This window comes from Nocardioides ungokensis (assembly GCF_013466985.1).
Classification (GTDB): domain Bacteria; phylum Actinomycetota; class Actinomycetes; order Propionibacteriales; family Nocardioidaceae; genus Nocardioides; species Nocardioides ungokensis.
In genome coordinates, this window is record NZ_CP059164.1 from 1825230 (window position 1) to 1843590 (window position 18361).

At 71.4% G+C, this 18361-nt stretch carries 13 protein-coding genes and 1 pseudogene; 9 read left to right on the forward strand and 5 right to left on the reverse strand.

All coding sequences use genetic code 11. The features are described from left to right. Positions 1 to 5 precede the first annotated feature (5 nt). Positions 6 to 3773 (reverse strand): maltotransferase domain-containing protein, encoded by a 3768-nt coding sequence (locus H0S67_RS26585; protein ID WP_281368986.1) that lies wholly within the window; start codon positions 3771 to 3773, stop codon positions 6 to 8. A gap of 31 nt (positions 3774 to 3804) precedes the next feature. On the opposite strand from H0S67_RS26585, the pseudogene glgP reads away from it, so the two are divergent. After that, positions 3805 to 6395 (forward strand): annotated as a pseudogene (gene glgP / locus H0S67_RS09010) (alpha-glucan family phosphorylase). A gap of 131 nt (positions 6396 to 6526) precedes the next feature. Here glgP and H0S67_RS09015 read toward each other — a convergent pair. From H0S67_RS09015 to H0S67_RS09025, 3 genes are read right to left on the reverse strand one after another with little or no spacing between them, the layout of a single operon-like run. Then, positions 6527 to 7588, reverse strand: a complete 1062-nt coding sequence (locus tag H0S67_RS09015; RefSeq protein WP_180936313.1) for an ABC transporter substrate-binding protein — start codon at positions 7586 to 7588, stop codon at positions 6527 to 6529. A 55-nt stretch (positions 7589 to 7643) separates the two neighbouring features. Further along, the gene (locus H0S67_RS09020) at positions 7644 to 8519 is read right to left on the reverse strand and encodes an ABC transporter permease (RefSeq protein ID WP_219635587.1); all 876 of its coding nucleotides are present in this window, start codon (positions 8517 to 8519) and stop codon (positions 7644 to 7646) included. Beyond that, positions 8509 to 9336, reverse strand: coding sequence for an ABC transporter ATP-binding protein (locus tag H0S67_RS09025; RefSeq protein WP_180936314.1), 828 nt, complete (start codon positions 9334 to 9336; stop codon positions 8509 to 8511). The genes H0S67_RS09020 and H0S67_RS09025 overlap by 11 nt, the downstream gene beginning before the upstream one ends. 123 nt (positions 9337 to 9459) lie before the next feature. Here H0S67_RS09025 and H0S67_RS09030 point away from each other — a divergent pair, with 123 nt between their 5' ends. Beyond that, on the forward strand, positions 9460 to 11085 hold the full coding sequence (locus tag H0S67_RS09030) for an ATP-binding protein (RefSeq protein WP_180936315.1): 1626 nt from the start codon (positions 9460 to 9462) through the stop codon (positions 11083 to 11085). Then, entirely contained in the window at positions 11082 to 11759 is a 678-nt protein-coding gene (locus H0S67_RS09035; protein ID WP_219635588.1) for a response regulator, read from the forward strand. The genes H0S67_RS09030 and H0S67_RS09035 overlap by 4 nt, the downstream gene beginning before the upstream one ends. Positions 11760 to 11770: 11 nt before the next feature. Here H0S67_RS09035 and glgX read toward each other — a convergent pair whose 3' ends face one another. Then, positions 11771 to 13936: a glycogen debranching protein GlgX gene (gene glgX / locus H0S67_RS09040; RefSeq protein ID WP_180936316.1), complete on the reverse strand. Its 2166-nt coding sequence runs from the start codon at positions 13934 to 13936 to the stop codon at positions 11771 to 11773. A 124-nt stretch (positions 13937 to 14060) separates the two neighbouring features. Between glgX and H0S67_RS09045 the strand changes: the two genes are divergently transcribed. The 6 genes from H0S67_RS09045 to H0S67_RS09070 all read left to right on the forward strand — a co-directional run bounded on the left by H0S67_RS09045 (position 14061) and on the right by H0S67_RS09070 (position 18303). Further along, on the forward strand, positions 14061 to 14840 hold the full coding sequence (locus H0S67_RS09045) for an enoyl-CoA hydratase/isomerase family protein (RefSeq protein ID WP_180936317.1): 780 nt from the start codon (positions 14061 to 14063) through the stop codon (positions 14838 to 14840). Continuing rightward, positions 14840 to 15199, forward strand: a complete 360-nt coding sequence (locus H0S67_RS09050) for a hypothetical protein (protein ID WP_246355236.1) — start codon at positions 14840 to 14842, stop codon at positions 15197 to 15199. Before H0S67_RS09045 ends, H0S67_RS09050 begins: the two co-directional genes overlap by 1 nt. A gap of 147 nt (positions 15200 to 15346) precedes the next feature. Continuing rightward, positions 15347 to 16117, forward strand: a complete 771-nt coding sequence (locus H0S67_RS09055; protein ID WP_246355237.1) for an electron transfer flavoprotein subunit beta/FixA family protein — start codon at positions 15347 to 15349, stop codon at positions 16115 to 16117. 14 nt (positions 16118 to 16131) lie between these two features. Then, the gene (locus H0S67_RS09060; protein ID WP_180936319.1) at positions 16132 to 17085 is read left to right on the forward strand and encodes an electron transfer flavoprotein subunit alpha/FixB family protein; all 954 of its coding nucleotides are present in this window, start codon (positions 16132 to 16134) and stop codon (positions 17083 to 17085) included. 130 nt (positions 17086 to 17215) lie between these two features. Continuing rightward, positions 17216 to 17440: a hypothetical protein gene (locus tag H0S67_RS09065; RefSeq protein ID WP_180936320.1), complete on the forward strand. Its 225-nt coding sequence runs from the start codon at positions 17216 to 17218 to the stop codon at positions 17438 to 17440. Beyond that, the gene (locus tag H0S67_RS09070; RefSeq protein WP_246355238.1) at positions 17437 to 18303 is read left to right on the forward strand and encodes a DUF3626 domain-containing protein; all 867 of its coding nucleotides are present in this window, start codon (positions 17437 to 17439) and stop codon (positions 18301 to 18303) included. Before H0S67_RS09065 ends, H0S67_RS09070 begins: the two co-directional genes overlap by 4 nt. Positions 18304 to 18361 lie beyond the last annotated feature (58 nt).

An 18361-nucleotide genomic window follows, 5' to 3' on the forward strand; every position in this document is an offset into this window, starting at 1 on the left:
GGGGGTCACCGAAGCGTCGTACGGTCGGGGATCTCGGGGTGCTTGACCATGCGCACCGGCGGACGGCGGTGGCCGTCCGGACCGGTCAGCACGACCTCGGCACCGAGCTTGTCGTGGCCCTCGCGGAAGACCGTCGCCGAGACCGGGAAGGGCTCACCGACCGTGGCCTTGGCCGACTGTCGGCCGAGGTCGACGACGGGCATGACGTTCATGACAGGGATTCGACCGACCATGCCTCCACACTTTCGGACTCGCCCCGCGCGGCGCAAGCCGCCGGGGAGCGGAACGACCAACGGGTGGACTCCGGAGCGGAGCCCACCGTGGATCGCGAGTGGATGCGTACCCGATGTGCGTACTAGTACACCTGCAGCTCGGCCGCGTGGACGATCGAGCCGCGGTCGGACGCCGTCTTGCAGTCGGTGTCGTTGGTCGGGTCGGCGTCCTGCTCGCCGGCGTATCCACGGAAGCCCGTGCACTGGTTCTCCAGTGCCACGAACCGGATCGCGGCGGCGCGCGTGGCCGGGACCTTGAACGAGCGCAGGAGCAGGTTGGGCGCCACCGGCCGGGGGCGGAGCGCCGGGAACGCGTCGGCGGGGGAGGTGTAGAACCGCTTCCACGTGGCCCGGTCCGACGAGCAGTGCCTCAGGCAGGCCTCCAGCGCGAACTGGCGCAGCGCCGTGAACCGCGACCCGGTGTCCGGGTCGGCCGCGAGGGGAACCTCGGTGCCGCTCGAGGGCGCGGGGTCCAGCATCGCGCTCACCTGCACGCGCCGGACCCGGTGCACCCGGCCGGCGAGGTCGACGTCCACGTACGGGTGGGTGGCGTCGACGTTGCTGTCGCTCACGCCGCCCCACGCGGTGCCCTCGGTGCCGTCGATGAGGAGCTTCGGGTTCAGCGAGCCCGCGCTGGCGCCGATCACCTTCGCCCCCGCCGGGGCCCGACGCGAGGTTCCGAGGCGCGTGCAGGCGCACGGTCCGGTGCTCGCCCGGCTTCACGGCGACGGCGAAGCGGGTGAAGCCGCGCCCCTTGGACGTGAAGAGCATCTGGTGTCGGCCGGGCACCAGGTGCACGACGTTGCCCAGCTTGCTCCGGCGCACCGTGTCGGCCACCGGGGTCACGCGGGCCTCGTAGCGGCCGACGTAGAGCTTGCCCGCGGCCGGGGACCGGAAGGTCACCGTGGCGTTGCGTGCCCGGGGGGAGGCGAAGCTCGGCGTCGGCTGGCCCGAGTCGGCGTTCGGCGTCGAGGCACCCGCACCCATGCCGCGACGGGCGAAGGCGTTCCACAGGACGGTGCGGTCCCGGCCGCCGAAGCGCATCGTGTCGGCGGCGATCATGGCGTCGCGCGCGTCGAGCATGGAGGTCGCTCCCTGCTGGAGCAGGAAGGCGTCGAACACCAGCTGGATCCAGCGGCGGTTGCCGGGGCATCGGCTCGGCGGCAGCGGCGACCGGGTGGGACCGGCCTGGGCGCACTTGAGCTGCAGCCCCCGGTCGTCGTAGGGGAACCTGGCGTTCCACTTCTTCACCAGCGCCTGGCGGACCTGCCACTGGGTGCCGTTCCAGATCTCACCGTCGGCGTGCACCTCGACACCGGTGCTGTCGAACCCGATGTCGGAGTAGTTGAGCGGGTTCTTGTCGATCGCGTAGTCCCGGATGCCCGCCGACCTGTTGCCGGTGGCGTAGGGGCCGACCACCCACGGGTTGGTCCCGGTCGAGTAGCCGTGGCTGAACATGTACTCGCCCGCGGTCAGGTCGCCCCACGACTCGCCCATCGCACCGCCCTGTGCGGAGGTGATGCCTTCGTCGGGGCCGCCGATCATCCGGTTGCTGATGGCGTGGGTGTACTCGTGCCCGACCACGCTCATGTCGAGGGCGCCGTCGGTGCAGGGGGAGTAGAACGCACCGGCGATCGGCTGGAAGAGGTACTGGTTGGTGATGCCGGGGGTGCCGTCCTGCAGCGTGACCTGGTTGGCGTTGTCGCGGCCGAGGTACGACGGCGACCCGCCATCGAGGGCGCCGGCCTGGGCATTGCCGGTCTCGGAGTCGTTGGCGACGCCACCGCGGCCCATGTTGTCCTGCTGGAGGTTGTAGTTCGCCTCGGTGAAGCCGAGGTAGTAGGAGAAGTCGTGCATCCGGTTGTGGGCGACGAACAGGTTGGTCACGACCTGGTCGATGTCGTTGCCGCCGGGGTGCAGCTGGGTCGGGTCGCACCGGGAGTTGTTCCAGGCGTCGGTGAACTTCCCGGTGTAGTCGCGGGTCGGCGAGACCGGGGCCTGGGCGGTGCCGCCGGGGCTGTCCGGGCTCAGCCAGGCCTCGTGGGTGTCGGCGTTGTTGCCCACCGTGGTCAGCGTCGGCTCACCGGTCTTGACGACGGTGTCCCACGGGCCCGGCGCGGCGACGTTGCGGAACGGACCGGTCGGCGAGGAGCACCCCTTCACGGCGGTCCAGCAGCCGATGACGCTGTTGCGGGGAGTGGCCTTCGCGGACCAGTCCAGGCTCGGGTTGGCGGTGAAGTGGCGCCACTGCGGGACCGGCAGCGACGCGTCCGTGCCCGGGGTCGTCGTGTCGCTGGTGGTCACGGCCGCGGCGTAGCTGCCGGGCGGTGTGAACGGCACGGTCGGGTCGCCGTACGGGCAGACCTGGAGGCTGTAGATCCCGGCCGGGATCGAGTCCGCGGTGTACGACGCGGTCTCGGGGCTGGTGCCGAGGTCGCCCGAGACGAGCAGGCCGCCCTGGGGGTCGAAGATCTTCACGACGATGTCGTCGGCGGAGTTGGCCATCGCCGCCACCGCGTCGATGCGCCTGGTCTGGCCGTCGGTCAGCTCGAACTCGTGCTTGGGGCCACAGTCGGTGGCGGTGACCTCACCCTGGAACGGGTAGGCGTCGTTGTTGTTCTCCACCTGGTTCTGGCGGTGCAGGATCGTGCCGTCGGTCGCGTCCACCATCAGCGTGTAGGCGAACGCCGAACCCTTCTCGCTGTCCACGACGTTGGTCTCGAAGACGGGGCGGACGGTGCCGTCGGCCATCGCCAGGGCCCGCAGGCGCGCCTGCTGCGGCTGCGCGAATCCCGGCACGCTGAACGTCGTCCACCCGTCGGAGGTCGTGGCGTGGACGCCGTCCAGGACGCTGGCGCCGACGCCGCGGCCGACGTTCCGCGCCGCCGCGGCCCAGGCCTGGACCGGACCGAGGGTCGCGGCCGCAGGTGTCCCGGTCGTCCGGGTGAGGGAGGAGGAGACGTAGGCGATCTGCCCGCCGGCGACGCCCACCGTCACCATGCTGTCCAGGGCGGGCACGAGGCCGTCGAAGCTCTGGCGGAAGAGCACCGCCCGCGCCGGGCTCTGGGCGAAGTGCTGGTCGCGCACCAGCGTCAGGGCCTGCGCCTGTGCGGCGCTCAGGCCGAAGACGGCAGCGTGCTGCGCGAGCCAGGCCCGAGCCGCGGCGACGGGGTCGCTGGAGGTCGCCCGGCCGAGCGAGCCGTCCGCGGGGAGGAGGGAGGACGGGGTGCCGAACTGGTTCCAGCGCACGTCGACGGCCCCGAGCTGCGACACCGCCTCCCGCTGCCCGGGCGAGGGCAGCGCCGTGCCGCGGGCGTCGAGGTCGTCGAGGCCCGGGACCGAGTCGCCGGGGGTGACGACGGAGCCGCCGGGGACCGCGGCCGGGACAGCGAACCCGGTCGCGACGGCGGGCAGCTGCGCGAGCCCCGGGACCAGGAGAGCGCCCAGCAGGGCGAGGGCCAGCGCCGTCCGGCGGCCGCGACGCGTGGGGGTGGGTGTCATGCGCTGACAACGCCACGTCTGAGCGTTGGTTATGCGTGACCGCCGCAGGTCACGGTTCTGTCAAGGCTTGGATCGTTCCAAGCATTCGCGCTACCGTCCTCTCGTGCGTGCGATTCGACGATTCACGGTCCGTCCCGTCCTCCCTCCGGCCCTGGCCGCCCTGGGGGACCTGGCCGGCAACCTCAGGTGGTCCTGGCACCCGGAGACGCAGGACGTCTTCGCTGCCGTCGACCCTGTCCTCTGGGAGTCCACGGGTCGCGACCCGGTGACCCTCCTGGGCGCCGTCGGCCGGGCCAGGCTCGAGGAGCTGGCCGCCGACGCGGGCTTCCTCGAGAGGCTCGCCGAGGCCCGGGCCGACCTCGAGCGCTACCTCACCGGTGAGCGCTGGTTCCAGCGCCGTGAGGCGGCGGAGGGGCCGCGGGCGATCGCCTACTTCTCCCCGGAGTTCGGCATCACCGCCGTCCTCCCGCAGTACTCCGGCGGCCTGGGCATCCTCGCCGGCGACCACCTCAAGGCCGCCAGCGACCTGGGCGTGCCGATCACCGGCGTCGGCCTCCTCTACCGCCACGGCTACTTCGAGCAGGCCCTGTCCCGCGAGGGCTGGCAGCTCGAGACCTACCCCGTCCTCGACCCCGACGGCCTGCCCATCTCGCTGCTGCGCGAGCAGGACGGGTCCCCGGCGCAGATCTCGATCTCGCTCCCCGAGGGCCCCGACCTGGTGGCGCGGATCTGGGTCGCCAGCGTCGGCCGGGTGCCGCTGCTGCTGCTCGACTCCGACGTCGAGGGCAACCCCGAGCACTACCGCGACGTGACCGACCGCCTCTACGGCGGCAACAGCGAGCACCGCCTGCGCCAGGAGCTGCTGCTCGGCGTCGGCGGCGTGCGCGCGCTGCGTGTCCACGCCCGCATCACCGGTGCCCCCGCGCCGGAGGTCTTCCACACCAACGAGGGCCACGCCGGGTTCCTCGGCCTCGAGCGGATCCGCGAGCTCACCGTCGAGGAGGGTGGCCCGAAGCTCGACTTCGACACCGCGCTCGAGGTCAGCCGCGCGTCCACCGTCTTCACCACCCACACCCCGGTGCCCGCCGGCATCGACCGCTTCCCGCGCACGCTGGTGGAGCAGTACTTCAGCGAGGCCGGCGCCACGCCGGGCGTCCCGGTCGAGCGGATCCTCTCCCTCGGCACCGAGGACTACCACGGTGGCGACGGCTCGGTGTTCAACATGGCGGTCATGGGCTTCCGGCTCTCCCAGCGCGCCAACGGCGTCTCCCTGCTGCACGGCCACGTCAGCCGGGGCATGTTCAACGGCCTGTGGCCGGCCTTCGACGAGGCCGAGGTGCCGATCGGGTCGATCACCAACGGCGTGCACGCCCCGACCTGGGTGGCGCGTGAGGTCATCGACCTCGCCGTCGCGCACGGCGCGGACCGCGAGAGCGACGACCCCGACGGCTTCCTGGCCACGGTCGACAAGATCCCGGGCGCCGACATCTGGTCGGTCAAGCGCCAGCTGCGTGAGCGGCTGGTCGAGGACGCCCGCCGGCGCCTGGCCCGGTCGTGGGAGAAGCGCGGCGCCGCCAGGGCCGAGCTCAAGTGGATCGACTCCGCCCTCGACCCCGACGTGCTGACGATCGGGTTCGCGCGCCGGGTGCCGTCGTACAAGCGGCTCACGCTGATGCTGCGCCACCCCGACCGCCTCAAGAAGCTGCTGCTCGACCCCGAGCGCCCGTGCAGCTGGTGATCGCCGGCAAGTCCCACCCGGCCGACGACGGCGGCAAGAAGCTGATCCAGGAGATGGTGCGCTTCGCCGACGACCCGGAGGTCCGGCACCGCATCGTCTTCCTGCCCAACTACGACATCGCGATGGCGCAGCCGCTCTACCCCGGCTGCGACGTGTGGCTCAACAACCCGCTGCGCCCGTACGAGGCCTGCGGCACGTCGGGCATGAAGGCCGCGCTCAACGGCGGCCTGAACCTCTCCATCCTCGACGGCTGGTGGGACGAGTGGTACGACGGCAACAACGGCTGGGCGATCCCGTCCGCCGACGGTGTCGACGACCCCGACCACCGTGACGACCTCGAGTCCAACGCGCTCTACGACCTCATCGAGAACGAGATCGCGCCGCGGTTCTACGACGTCGACGCCGAGGGCGTGCCGACCCGCTGGCTGGAGATGGTCCGCCACACGCTGAAGTCGCTGGGCCCGAAGGTCCTCGCGACCCGCATGGTGCGTGACTACGTGCGCCAGCTCTACACCCCGTCCGCGGGCAACGCCCGCCGGCTGAACTCCGACTACCAGGGCGCCGCCGAGCTGGCCGCCTGGAAGAAGAAGGTCCGCACGGGCTGGTCCGGCGTCCACGTCGAGCACGTCGAGAGCAGCGGCGTCACCGACGCTCCCGAGGTCGGCGACGTCATGAGCGCCGCGCGTTCGTGGCCCTGGGCGACCTCTCGCCCCAGGACGTCGACGTGCAGCTGGTCCACGGCCGGACCAACAGCGAGGACGAGCTCACCGAGAGCATCGTCGACTCGCTGCACCTGGCCGAGAGCTACGAGGGTGGCCGGCACCGGTTCGACGGCGACGTCGTCCTCGATCACAGCGGCTCCTTCGGCTACACGGTCCGCGTGATCCCGCGCAACGACCTGCTCACCTCGCCCGCCGAGCTGGGTGTGATCGCCCTGCCGTGATCGTGGCGGCGAGCAACGGAAGAGGCCGGCGACCCCTCGGGGTCGCCGGCCTCTTCCTCTGTCTGCGAGGCGTCAGCTCACGTTGTCCACGAACGTCGTGGTGTAGGTCTTCGACAGGTCGATGTCGTCCTTCTTGGCCTTCACCGTGTCGCTGAACGTCCCCAGCACGTCGAGCACGGTCTCGGGCCCGCCCTCGGGCATCCGGCCGTCGGTGGTGAACATCGGCGAGGAGTCCTTGATGGACTGCTCGTAGAGTGCGGGGTCGCCGCCGTTGTAGTCGGTCGGCATCTTGGCGGCGATGTCGGCCGCGTCGTGCTGGCTGATCCACTGCATCGTGTGGGCGAACGCGTTGACCAGCTTCTGCACCGTCTCGGGGTTCTGGTCGACGTACGCGCAGTCCATGTACATCGATGCGGCCGGGTAGAGGCCGCCGAGCGCCTTCTTGGTCCCCTCCTCGGTGCGCATGTCGATGAGCACCTTGCCCAGGCCCTTGGAGACCACGGTGGCGATCGTCGGGTCGGTGGTCATCCCGGCGTCGATGCCGCCGTTGTCCAGGGCCGCGAGGAACGTCGAGCCGGCGCCGGCGGTCACGGTGGTGTAGTCGGAGGTGTCGATGCCGTTCTTGGCCGAGAGGTACTGCGTGAGGTAGTCGGTCGACGAGCCGGGGGAGGTGACCCCGAGCTTCTTGCCCGAGAAGTCGCCGGCGCCGGTGATCGACTTCGCGGCCGCGGTCGAGACGACCTCGGCCTCGCCGGGCACCTTCGCCAGCTGTACGACGCTCTCGATGCACTTGCCCTGGGCCTGGAGGGTGATGGTGTGGTCGTAGAACCCGACCACGCCCTGGACCTGGCCGGCGACGAGGACGTTCTCGGCGCTGGCGCCCGACGGCTCGGTGAGCAGCTTGACGTCCACGCCCTCGTCGTCGAAGTAGCCGAGCTGCTGGGTGAGCATGGCGGGCAGGTAGATCACCTTGTCGATGCCACCGACCATGATCGTGACCTGCGGGCGGCCGCTGGCGGCGTCGCCGTTCTCGGCGCTGGCGTCGCTGCTGCGGCAGCCGGCGAGCGGGGCCACCGCGAGGACGGCCGTGAGGGCGACGACGATCCGTCGGCGGTTGCGGGTGGGAATGGGCATGCTGCAGTGCTCCTTCCCGGGCAGGGCCCGGTGGATGGGTGGGTGAGAGAGGGGTCTAGAGGCCGGAGGCCTGGCCGCTGGCGGGCGGCCGCCACGAGGTGAGCCGCACCTCGAGCTGGGTGATGAGCCACTCCGCGACGAGGGCGAGGACGGTGGTGATGAGCATCCCGGCGTAGATGCCGGCGGCGTCGAAGTTTCCCTGCGAGTGGTTGATGAGCAGCCCGAGGCCCTTGTCGGCGCCGGTGTACTCACCGACGATCGCGCCGATCAGCGCGAAGCCGAACGCCACGTGCATGCTCGCGAGGATCCACGAGGTCGCGCTGGGCAGGATCACCGAGCGCATCAGGGCCCAGCGGCCCGCCCCGAGGATGCGGGCGTTGTCGACGAGCACCTTGTCGACCTCGCGGGCGCCCTGGAAGGCGTTGAAGAAGACCGCGAAGAAGACGAGCACGAACGCCGTGGCGACCTTGGAGGACATCCCGAGGCCGAACCAGATGACGAACAGCGAGGCCAGCACGATGCGCGGGATCGCGTTGGCACCCTTGATGAAGGGCGCCAGCACGTCGGCGACGAAGCGGGCGCGCCCGAGCACGACGCCGAGGAGGACGCCGGCCAGCGTGCCGAGCGCGAAGCCGAGCACCGCCTCCTCGAGGGTGACCGCGATGGTGCCCCAGATGGAGCCCTGCGAGCTGCCCTCGGTGAACCAGATGACGAGCTTGTCCCAGATCTGGCTGGGCATCGAGTAGTAGAAGGGGTCGATCACCGTGCGCGCGGCGAGCTCCCACGAGCCGAGCCACGCCACGATCAGGGCGACCCGGACGGCGTGGGTGAGCAGCGTGCGGCGCGACGTACGACGGCGGCGCGGCGAGCGCGGGGTGGGTGCGGTCGGGCGGGTGTCCGCCTTGGTCTCGACCTGGATGTCAAGCGACACGGGAGGCTCCTCTCGTCCTGGTGATCTCGACTTCCTCGCGGAGGCTGTCCCACACCCGCTTGTAGAGGTCGATGAACTCGGGGGTCAGCCGGATCTCCTCGACGCGGCGCGGACGCGGCAGGTCGATGTCGACCACGTCCTTGACCGTGGCCGGGCCGGCGGTCATCACGACGACGCGGTCGGCGAGCGTGATCGCCTCGGTGAGGTCGTGGGTGACGAAGACGCAGGCCGCGCCGGTGCCGGACCAGAGCCGGAGCAGCTCGTCCTGCATCAGCTCGCGCGTCTGCACGTCCAGCGCGCCGAACGGCTCGTCGAGCAGGAGCAGCGAGGGCTCGGTGATCAGCGTCTGCGCCATCGCCACCCGCTTGCGCATGCCGCCGGAGAGCTGGTGGGGGTAGCGGTCCTCGAAGCCCGCCAGCCCGACGCGGGTGATCCAGTCGCGAGCCCGGGCGTGGGCCTCGGCCTTGCCGGCGCCCCGGTAGCGCAGTCCGAGCGCGACGTTGTCGAGCACGTTCTTCCAGGGCAGCACGGCGTCGGCCTGGAACATGTAGCCGACGCCGTCCGGGATGGCGGTGACCGGGGCGCCGTGCACCGCGACGGTCCCGGCGGAGGCGGGCTCGAGGCCGGAGACCAGGGAGAGGGTGGTGGACTTGCCGCAGCCGGTGGGGCCGACGATCGAGACGAACTCGCCCGGGGCCACGTCGAGGTCCACGTCGCGGAGCGCCGTGAACGGCTCGCCGCTGCGGGTCGGGAAGCGCTTGGTGGCCCCGCGCAGCGATATCGCTGTGGGGCCGGCGCCGGATGTGATCTGGGTCATGGGGCAGGACCGTAGGAGCGCGTGACGACCGTCACCAGCCTTGCGAGAGTTGTCGTCGATCCCCGCACAAGTGGCGTTGTGTGCGTTGTGCTCATGAGCCGTCGCGGGCCCTAGGGTGACGGGGTGCGCACCCCCCTCCGAGCGCCGCTTCGCCTGCCGAGGCTCGCGCTCAGCACCCAGGCGGTGGTCGCGCTCGCCCTGCTGCTGGTGCTGGTCGTCCTCGGCTCGCTGATCGCGTCGACGGCGGTGCTGCGCAACGACCTCGAGAAGCAGTACGAGCAGCGGGCGCTCGCGATCGCCCGCAGCGTGGCCTCGTCCCCGACGCTGGCCGCCGACGTCGTCTCCGGCCGTCCGGACCCGCGGGGGCCGGTGCAGCAGGCGGCCGAGCGGGTGCGCCGCGAGACCGGCGCGCTGTACGTCGTGGTGACCGACGACCGGGGGATCCGCTACAGCCACCCCACGGCGGCCAACGTCGGACAACCGGTGAGCACCAGCCCTGACGAGGCGCTCGCGGGCCACGACGTGGTCACCATCGAGCGGGGCACGCTGGGCTACTCCGCGCGTGGGAAGGTCCCGCTGCGTGACGCCGACGGCCGGGTCGTGGGGGAGGTCAGCGTCGGCATCGCGATCTCGCAGCTGGAGCGCGAGACGCACAAGCTGGTGGTGCTGCTCGGCCTGGTCGCCCTGGGGCCGCTCGCCGTCGGGCTGGCCGGCGCCGTGTGGCTGGCGCGCCGGCTGCGACGCACGACCCTGGGCCTGGAGCCCGAGGAGATGGCCGACCTGGTCCGCGAGCACGCGGCCGTGCTGGGCGGGGTGCGCGACGGGCTGGTCGCGGTGGACCCACGCGGCCGGGTCACGGTGAGCAATGCCGAGGCCGCCCGGCTGCTGGGCAGCGACCTGCCGCGCGGCGTCCCGCTCGAGGAGACCGGCGTCGGTCCCGACGCGCTGGCGCTCTTCGCCGAGGACCCGGCACCGGCCGGTGCCCTGCGGGTGCTGGGCGGCCGGGTCGTCCTCGTCACCCGGCTCGCCGTACGCCGCGGCAGCCGCGATCTCGGCACCGTGCTCACGCTGCGTGACCGCACCGACCTCGACGACCTCGCCCGCGAGCTGGAGGCCACCCGGGCGCTGACCGACGCGCTGCGCGCTCAGGCCCACGAGCACAGCAACCGGCTGCACACGCTCACCGGCCTGCTCCACCACGGGGACGTCGCCGAGGCCGAGGAGTACCTCTCGGGCCTCAGCGAGTCCAGCACCTGGGTCTCGGGGGTGGACGACCCCTACCTGGCCGGACTGCTCGCGGCCAAGGCGGCTGCCGCCTCCGAGGCAGGGGTGTCCCTCGTGGTCTCCGAGACGACCTGGCTGGAGGACCGGCTGGCCCACCCGCTCGACTCGGTGACCGTGGTGGCGAACCTGCTCGACAACGGGATCCGCGCGGCGGCCGAGGGGGCCCGTGAGCCGCGCACGGTCGAGGTGACCCTGCTCGGTGACGGCGCGGACCTCGTGGTGCACGTCGTCGACAGCGGCGACGGGGTGCCGGCGGACCACGTCGGGCAGGTCTTCGACCACGGCTTCACCACCCGGGACGCCGACGTCCCCGGGCACGGGATCGGGCTGGCGCTGGCCCGCCACACGGCCCGCGCGCACGGGGGTGACGTCCGGCTGGTCGACCCGGGGTCCGCCGGGCACGGCGCGGCCTTCGAGGCCCGGCTGGCCGCGGCCCTGACCGCTCGAGAGAGGAACCTGACGTGACCACAGAGCCGATCCGGGTGCTGGTCGTCGACGACGACTTCCGGGTGGCGCGCCTGCACGCGTCGTACGTCGAGGCCACCGACGGCTTCGCGGTGGTGGGGACGGCGCACACCGCCGCGGACGCGCTGCGGATGGCCGCCGACCTGGGCCCGGACCTGGTGCTGCTCGACGAGTACCTCCCCGACACCAACGGCTCGGAGATCCTGCGCAGCCTGGGCTCGGCCGTGCTGATGGTCAGCGCCGCCGAGGACTCCCAGGTCGTACGCCAGGCCCTGGCGGCAGGCGCGGTGAACTACGTGCTCAAGCCGTTCCCGCCGTCCGTGCTGATCGAGCGCCTGGTCGCGTTCGCCCGCTTCTGGAACCTGCTGGGCGCGGGCGCCCACCTCGACCAGACCGGCGTCGACCGCGCCCTGCAGGCGCTGCGGATGGCCGACTCCCCGGTGGCCACCGCACGCAAGGGGCGCTCACCGGTCACGTCGGAGGCGATCGTCGAGGTGCTGCGTGCGGCCCCCGACGCCGTCACCGCGGTGGACGTCGCCGAGGCGACCGGGGTCTCGCGCGCCACGGCGCAGCGCTACCTCTCCGACCTCGCCCGCGACGGCCACGTGCGGCTGACCCTGCGCTACGGGACCACCGGACGGCCCGAGCACTGCTTCGAGTGGCTGGGAGGCTAGCTCGGGCCCCGTCAGGTCTGGCGCAGCACCAGCACGCTTCGTGAGCCGAGCGAGAACCGGTCGCCGACCTTGACCGGAGTGCCGACGGGCAGCTTGAAGTCGGTCGAGAGGACGACCTCACCCGCCTGCACCCAGCTCTGCTCGGGGATCTCGATCGTCGCGGGCCGGGCGCCGGAGTTGAGGTAGATCAGGAACGACTTGTCCACCTGCTGCTCGCCGTGCGGGCCGGGGGAGCGCAGCGGCGCTCCGGACACGAACATCGCGACCACCGCGAGGCTCTCGTCGTGCCAGTCGTCGCCGGTCATCTCGCGGCCGGACGGGTGCAGCCAGGCGAGGTCCTTCGGGCCGCCGCGGATCGCCGGCCGCCCCTCGAACCAGTGTCGCTGGCGCAGGGCCGGGTGCTCGCGGCGGAGCCGGAGCGCGGTCTTGGTCACGTCGTAGACGTCCAGCCACGCGTCGTCGGGGCTCCAGTCGATCCAGGAGACCTCGTTGTCCTGGCTGTAGGCGTTGTTGTTGCCGCGCTGGGTGCGCCCGCGCTCGTCGCCCGCGGTGATCATCGGGACGCCGTTGGACAGGCACAGGGTCGCCATCAGGTTCGCGGCCTGGCGGCGGCGCAGCGCGGCGACACCCTCGTCGTCGGTCTCGCCCTCGACGCCGTGGTTCCAGGACCGGTTGTTGTCGGTGCCGTCGCGGTTGTCCTCGCCGTTGGCCTCGTTGTGCTTGCGGTCGTAGGACACCAGGTCGCGCAGCGTGAAGCCGTCGTGCGCGGTCACGAAGTTGACCGAGTTGTACGCCGAGCGCCCGTCGTCGGCGTACAGGTCCGACGAGCCGGCCAGCCTGGTGGCGACCGTCCGGATCCCCGAGGAGTGGCCGCGCCAGAAGTCGCGGATGGTGTCGCGGTACTGGTCGTTCCACTCCACCCACGGAGGTGGCATCCGCCCGACGAGGTAGCCGTCCATCGAGGCGTCCCAGGCCTCGGCGACGAGCTTCACGTGCCGCAGGATCGGGTCCTGGCCGATGGCGACCAGGAGCGCGGAGTGCATGTCGATGTCGTAGCCGGTGCGGGTCAGCGCCGACATCAGGTCGAAGCGGAACCCGTCCACGTGCATCTCGGTGACCCAGTAGCGCAGCGAGTCCAGGATCATCCGCAGCGCCAGCGGGTTGGTGGAGTCGACGGTGTTGCCGCAACCGGTGACGTCCCAGTAGGTGTCGTCGAAGGCCAGCACCGAGGTCAGCGCGTCACGGGTGGGGTGCACCCGCCGGTAGAAGCCGCGGTCGTCGAGCCCACGGAAGGAGAGCGTCGGGCCCTCGGCGCCGGCCTCGGCGGTGTGGTTGTAGACGACGTCGAGCAGCACCTCGAGCCCGGCCTCGTGGAACGCCTTGACCATCTGCTTGAACTCCGTGACCTGGCCACCGCGGTCACCGGAGGAGGAGTAGCCGTTGTGCGGGGCGAAGTAGCCGATCGAGTTGTAGCCCCAGTAGTTCGAGGTGCCGCGCGCGACCAGGGCCGTCTCGGAGACGAACTGGTGGACGGGCAGCAGCTCGACCGCGGTCACGCCGAGGTCGCGCAGGTAGTCGGTGACCGCGGGGGTCGCGAGGCCGGCGTACGTCCCGCGCAGGTGCTCGGGCACGCGGTCGTGGAGGGCGGTCATGCCCTTGACGTGCATCTCGTAGATCACGGTGTCGCGCCAGCGGCGTCGCATCGGCGGGTCGTCGCCCCAGTCGAAGGCGTCGTTGACCACCACGCTGCGGGGGACGTACGGCGCGGAGTCCTCCAGGTTGCGCTCCGACGGGCTGCCCTGGACGTAGCCGAACACCGCCGGGCTGGGCGTGAAGGTGCCGGACACGGCCTGCCCGTAGGGGTCGAGCAGGAGCTTGTGCGGGTTGAACCGCAGCCCCTCCTCGGGCCGCCACGGCCCGGCGACCCGGTAGCCGTAGCGGGTGCCGGGGGAGACCCCCGGGAGCGCGCCGTGCCAGATGCCGAGGGAGAACTCCGTCAGCGCGTGCCGCGTCTCCACGCCGTCCTCGTCGAAGAGGCAGACCCACGCCTGCGTGCCGGCGGGCGCGTACACCGCGAAGTTCGTCGACTCCTGGGTCCAGGAGGACCCGAGCGGATAGTTGCGCCCTGGCCACACCCTCGCCCGCTGGCCGAGGTGGCTCCACATTCCCGGTGTCACCTGCGCCATTGTCCACGATGCAGTTGGGTTACCCGCGGGTCAACCCGGGAATGACTTCCTGTGAATAATGCCCGTGGGGTCGCGACCGAGCGCGACCTCGAACCGACGAGAGGTGAAACGCCCGATGGGTGAGTACGTGCGGCTCGAGGTCGCCGAGGGTGTGGGAACCATCCGGCTGGACCGGCCGAAGATGAACGCGATCAGCGTCCAGGTCCAGGAGGAGATCCGGGCCGCGGCCGCTGAGGCGACCGAGCGCGACGACGTGAAGGCGGTCGTGCTGTATGGCGGCGAGCGGGTCTTCGCGGCCGGCAACGACGTCAAGGAGATGGCCGACATGTCGTACGTCGACATGGTCAAGCGCTCGGGACCCCTGCAGTCGTCGGTGACCGCCGTCGCCCGGATCCCCAAGCCGGTGGTCGCAGCCGTGACCGGCTACGCCCTCGGCGGCGGGTGCGAGCTCGCGCTGGCCGCCGACGTGCGGTTCGCGGCGGACAACGCGGTGCTCGGGCAGCCGGAGGTGCTGCTCGGGATCATCCCCGGGGCCGGTGGCACCCAGCGGCTGGCCCGGCTGGTCGGTCCGGCCCGGGCTAAGGACATCATCTTCACCGGCCGGTTCGTGCAGGCCGACGAGGCGCTGGCCATCGGGCTGGTCGACCGGTTGTTCCCCGCCGGGTCGGTCTACGACGAGGCCGTCGCCTGGGCGCGCCAGTTCGCCGGCGCGGCGGCGCTCGCGCTGCGGGCGGCCAAGGAGTGCGTCGACCGCGGCCTCGAGGGCGACCTCACCGCCGGCCTCGAGCTGGAGCGCCAGCAGTTCGCGGCGCTGTTCGGCACCGCCGACGGGGCGGCGGGTATGCGATCCTTCGTCGAGAACGGTCCCGGCAAGGCAGAGTTCGAGGGGCGTTGATGAAGCGCAGAGCCGAGGTGGAGACCACGTCCACGAAGATGGCGACCGCGAAGGCGGCGTCCACGAAGATCCGCGTCCAGGTGGCCCGTGCGTTGTGGCTTGTCTGCGCGCTGGCCGCGCTGTTCCTCGCCGTGGGGGCGCTGCTCGTCGCGCTCGACGCCAACCAGAGCAACAGCCTGGTGAAGTTCGTCCTCGACATGGCCGACAAGCTGGACTTGGGGATCTTCTCCCGGCAGAACGGCATCAAGGAGTTCACGGGCAAGAACGCCGAGACCAAGAACGCGTTGTTCAACTGGGGCATCGGGGCGATCGCGTGGCTCGTCGTGGGTCGGATCCTCGACCGCATCGTGCGTCCCTGATCACCCGATGTGACCCAGTCGACGCTGTGACTGACCCCACCGGGACATCCCGTTCCGCGGTGGGTGACTCGCTAGTAACCTCGCCACACACACCGAGTGCACAGGAGGGGCCGTAACGGCCACACCACCATGAACATTGTTGTCTGTGTGAAGTACGTACCCGACGCCACTGCCGACCGGCAGTTCGAGTCGGACAACACCGTCGATCGTGTCGGCGTCGACGGCCTGCTCTCCGAGCTGGACGAGTACGCCGTGGAGCAGGCGCTGCAGCTGAAGGAGAAGCTCGGCGAGGACACCGAGGTCACCGCGCTGACCATCGGTCCGGAGAAGGCCGTGGACGCGGTGCGCAAGGCGCTGCAGATGGGCGCCGACAAGGGCATCCACGTCAGCGACGAGGCGATCGCGGGCTCCGACTACGTCGCGACCTCGCTGGTGCTCGCGAAGGCGATCGAGAAGGCCGGGTCGCCGGACGTCGTCATGTGCGGCATGGCCTCGACCGACGCCTCCGGCGGCGTCGTCCCGGCGATGCTGGCCGAGCGCCTGGGCCTGCCGCAGGTCACGCTGGCCTCCGTGGTCGAGGCGCAGGGGGACCAGGTCCGCATCAAGCGCGACGGCGACACCGCGACCGAGGTCATCGGGGGCACGCTGCCGCTGGTCCTGTCGGTCACCGACCAGTCGGGCGAGGCTCGCTATCCGTCGTTCAAGGGCATCATGGCGGCGAAGAAGAAGCCGATGGAGACCTGGTCGCTGAGTGACATCGGGGTCGACGCGAGCGAGGTCGGCCTCGACGCCGCGTGGACCGCGGTCGAGGAGACCACCGCCCGCCCGCCGCGCACGGCCGGCGAGATCGTCACGGACGAGGACGGCTCCGGCGCCACGGCGCTGACCGAGTTCCTCGCCTCCAAGAAGTTCATCTGAGGAGCTGATCAGACATGTCTGAAGTTCTCGTTCTCGTCGACCACGTCGACGGCGCGGTCCGCAAGCCGACGTACGAGCTCCTGACCATCGCCAAGCGTCTCGGTGAGCCCTCGGCGGTCTTCATCGGCGAGGCCGGCAAGGCCGCCGACGTCGCCGAGAAGGTCAAGGCCTACGGCGCGGAGAAGGTCTACGTCGTCGACGACGCGCAGATCAAGGGCTACCTGGTGGCCCCCAAGGCCGAAGCGCTGCAGCAGGTGGCCGAGAAGGTGTCGCCCGCGGCGATCCTGATCCCCTCCTCGGCGGAGGGCAAGGAGATCGGCGCCCGCCTCGCGATCAAGCTCGAGTCGGGCCTGATCACCGACGCCGTCGACGTGCAGGAGGGCGGCGTGGCGACGCAGAGCGTCTTCGCCGGCAACTACACGCTCACCGGCAAGGTCACCAAGGGCACCCCGATCATCACGGTGAAGCCGAACTCCGCCACACCGGAGGAGTCCGCGGGTGCGGGCACGGTCGAGGAGTTCGCGGCGACCATCTCGGACGCGGCCAAGACGGCGCAGATCGTGGCCTCGCAGCCGCGGAAGGCGACGGGTCGTCCCGAGCTGACCGAGGCCGCGATCGTGGTCTCCGGTGGCCGGGGCACGGGCGGCAACTTCGAGCCGATCGAGGGCCTGGCGGACGCGCTCGGCGCTGCCGTCGGCGCCTCGCGTGCCGCTGTCGACTCGGGCTGGATGCCGCACAGCTTCCAGGTCGGCCAGACCGGCAAGACCGTGTCGCCGCAGCTCTACGTCGCGAACGGCATCTCCGGTGCGATCCAGCACCGTGCCGGCATGCAGACCTCGAAGACCATCGTGGCCGTCAACAAGGACGAAGAGGCCCCGATCTTCGAGCTCGTCGACTTCGGTGTCGTGGGTGACCTGCACACGGTCCTCCCCGCCGCCACCGAGGAGATCAACAAGCGCAAGGGCTGAGCCGACCCGTCGGCCGACCCTCCGGGACGCCCCGCCACCGCACCGGTGACGGGGCGTCCTGCGTCCTCGGGCCACACTTGTGGTCGGCGTGCGTCGACGTGCGCTCGGTCCCGAGGGAGGTCAAGTGACGATGACACGATGGAGCGACCTGAGTGAACGCAACCGCAGGCTGATCGTGTTCGGAGGCCTGTTCGACGCGACGCTGCGGATCGCCGCGTTGTTCGACCTGCGCCGTCGCACGCCCGACGAGGTCCGGGGCTCGAAGCGGACCTGGGAGGTCCTGGTCTCGGTGGTGAACTCGGCCGGCGTCGTGCCGCTGGCCTACTTCGCCTTCGGCCGCCGCCGGTCGAGGTGAGCGGTTGGGCGGCGCGGGCGACCCAGCACGTGACGCGCGCGGCGTCGGGCGGTGAGCTCGACCGCTCGCTGCGGGTGACGCTGAACTTCCACCCCGATCGTCTTCGGGAGGGCGCCACGGTCCTGGAGTGGCTCGCGCGGGACGGCGTCTACCGGTCACAGTTCGAGACCGGCACCAGCAACGGTGGTCTCACCGCGCACCGTGGCGGCGCACGGTGGCGCTGGGAGCAGCGCATGTTCGGGAACGCCTACGACGACGCACCGGCCTCGGAGCGACCGAAGTACGGCGCCCTCAACCATCGCCGCCGCTGTGTGGGGGGAGCCCCACGATTCGGCTCGGCGCACCTGCGGCTTGCCGAGCACGTCCTCGACCGCACCACGTTCTGCTTCCCCGACTCCGTCTTCGAGCCCACCGCCATGGGCACCGCGGCGCGTTTCGACCTCTTCCCGCTCGTCGAGTGCTTCGACGCGCGCGAGCTCACCGACGAGGTCGAGGCCACCGAGGGCGGCCTCCTGGACGACTACATCGAGGCACACGTCCACGGCACGGTCGACCTCACCACGGACGTCGAGTGCCTGGTCCTCGACCCCTGTTTCCGCAGCACGGCCATCGAGGAGCAGGCCGGGTCGCTCGGAGCTCCAGTCGAGTGGCACGAGGGCCGGCGGCTGCGCGTGGAGACCCTCGCCGCGCACCCGGAGTTCCGCGGTCCACGCATCGTCGAGGTCGGTCGACGCGTCGCCCGCAACGGTGTGCTGGACGCCGCGATCCTCGGCGAGGTCGCGCTCGGCGGGCGCGAAGACCCGCAGGACCTGAAGAAGCTGTGGCACCACGTCGCGAGGTTCGGGTCGCCGGTCGAGGGATGAGCGCACCGGTGGCATGCCGGTGGCCCGGCAGTCCATGGGACTGCCGGGTCCGGCCCGT

What these genes read in the sequence shown, in the direction of transcription:
- H0S67_RS09045 (WP_180936317.1), top strand. Translation starts at nt 14,061, where the DNA reads ATGGGTGAGTACGTGCGGCTCGAGGTCGCCGAGGGTGTGGGAACCATC.
- H0S67_RS09065 (WP_180936320.1), top strand. Translation starts at nt 17,216, where the DNA reads ATGACACGATGGAGCGACCTGAGTGAACGCAACCGCAGGCTGATCGTG.
- H0S67_RS09060 (WP_180936319.1), top strand. Translation starts at nt 16,132, where the DNA reads ATGTCTGAAGTTCTCGTTCTCGTCGACCACGTCGACGGCGCGGTCCGC.
- H0S67_RS09025 (WP_180936314.1), bottom strand. Translation starts at nt 9,336, where the DNA reads ATGACCCAGATCACATCCGGCGCCGGCCCCACAGCGATATCGCTGCGC.
- H0S67_RS26585 (WP_281368986.1), bottom strand. Translation starts at nt 3,773, where the DNA reads ATGACACCCACCCCCACGCGTCGCGGCCGCCGGACGGCGCTGGCCCTC.
- H0S67_RS09050 (WP_246355236.1), top strand. Translation starts at nt 14,840, where the DNA reads ATGAAGCGCAGAGCCGAGGTGGAGACCACGTCCACGAAGATGGCGACC.
- H0S67_RS09015 (WP_180936313.1), bottom strand. Translation starts at nt 7,588, where the DNA reads ATGCCCATTCCCACCCGCAACCGCCGACGGATCGTCGTCGCCCTCACG.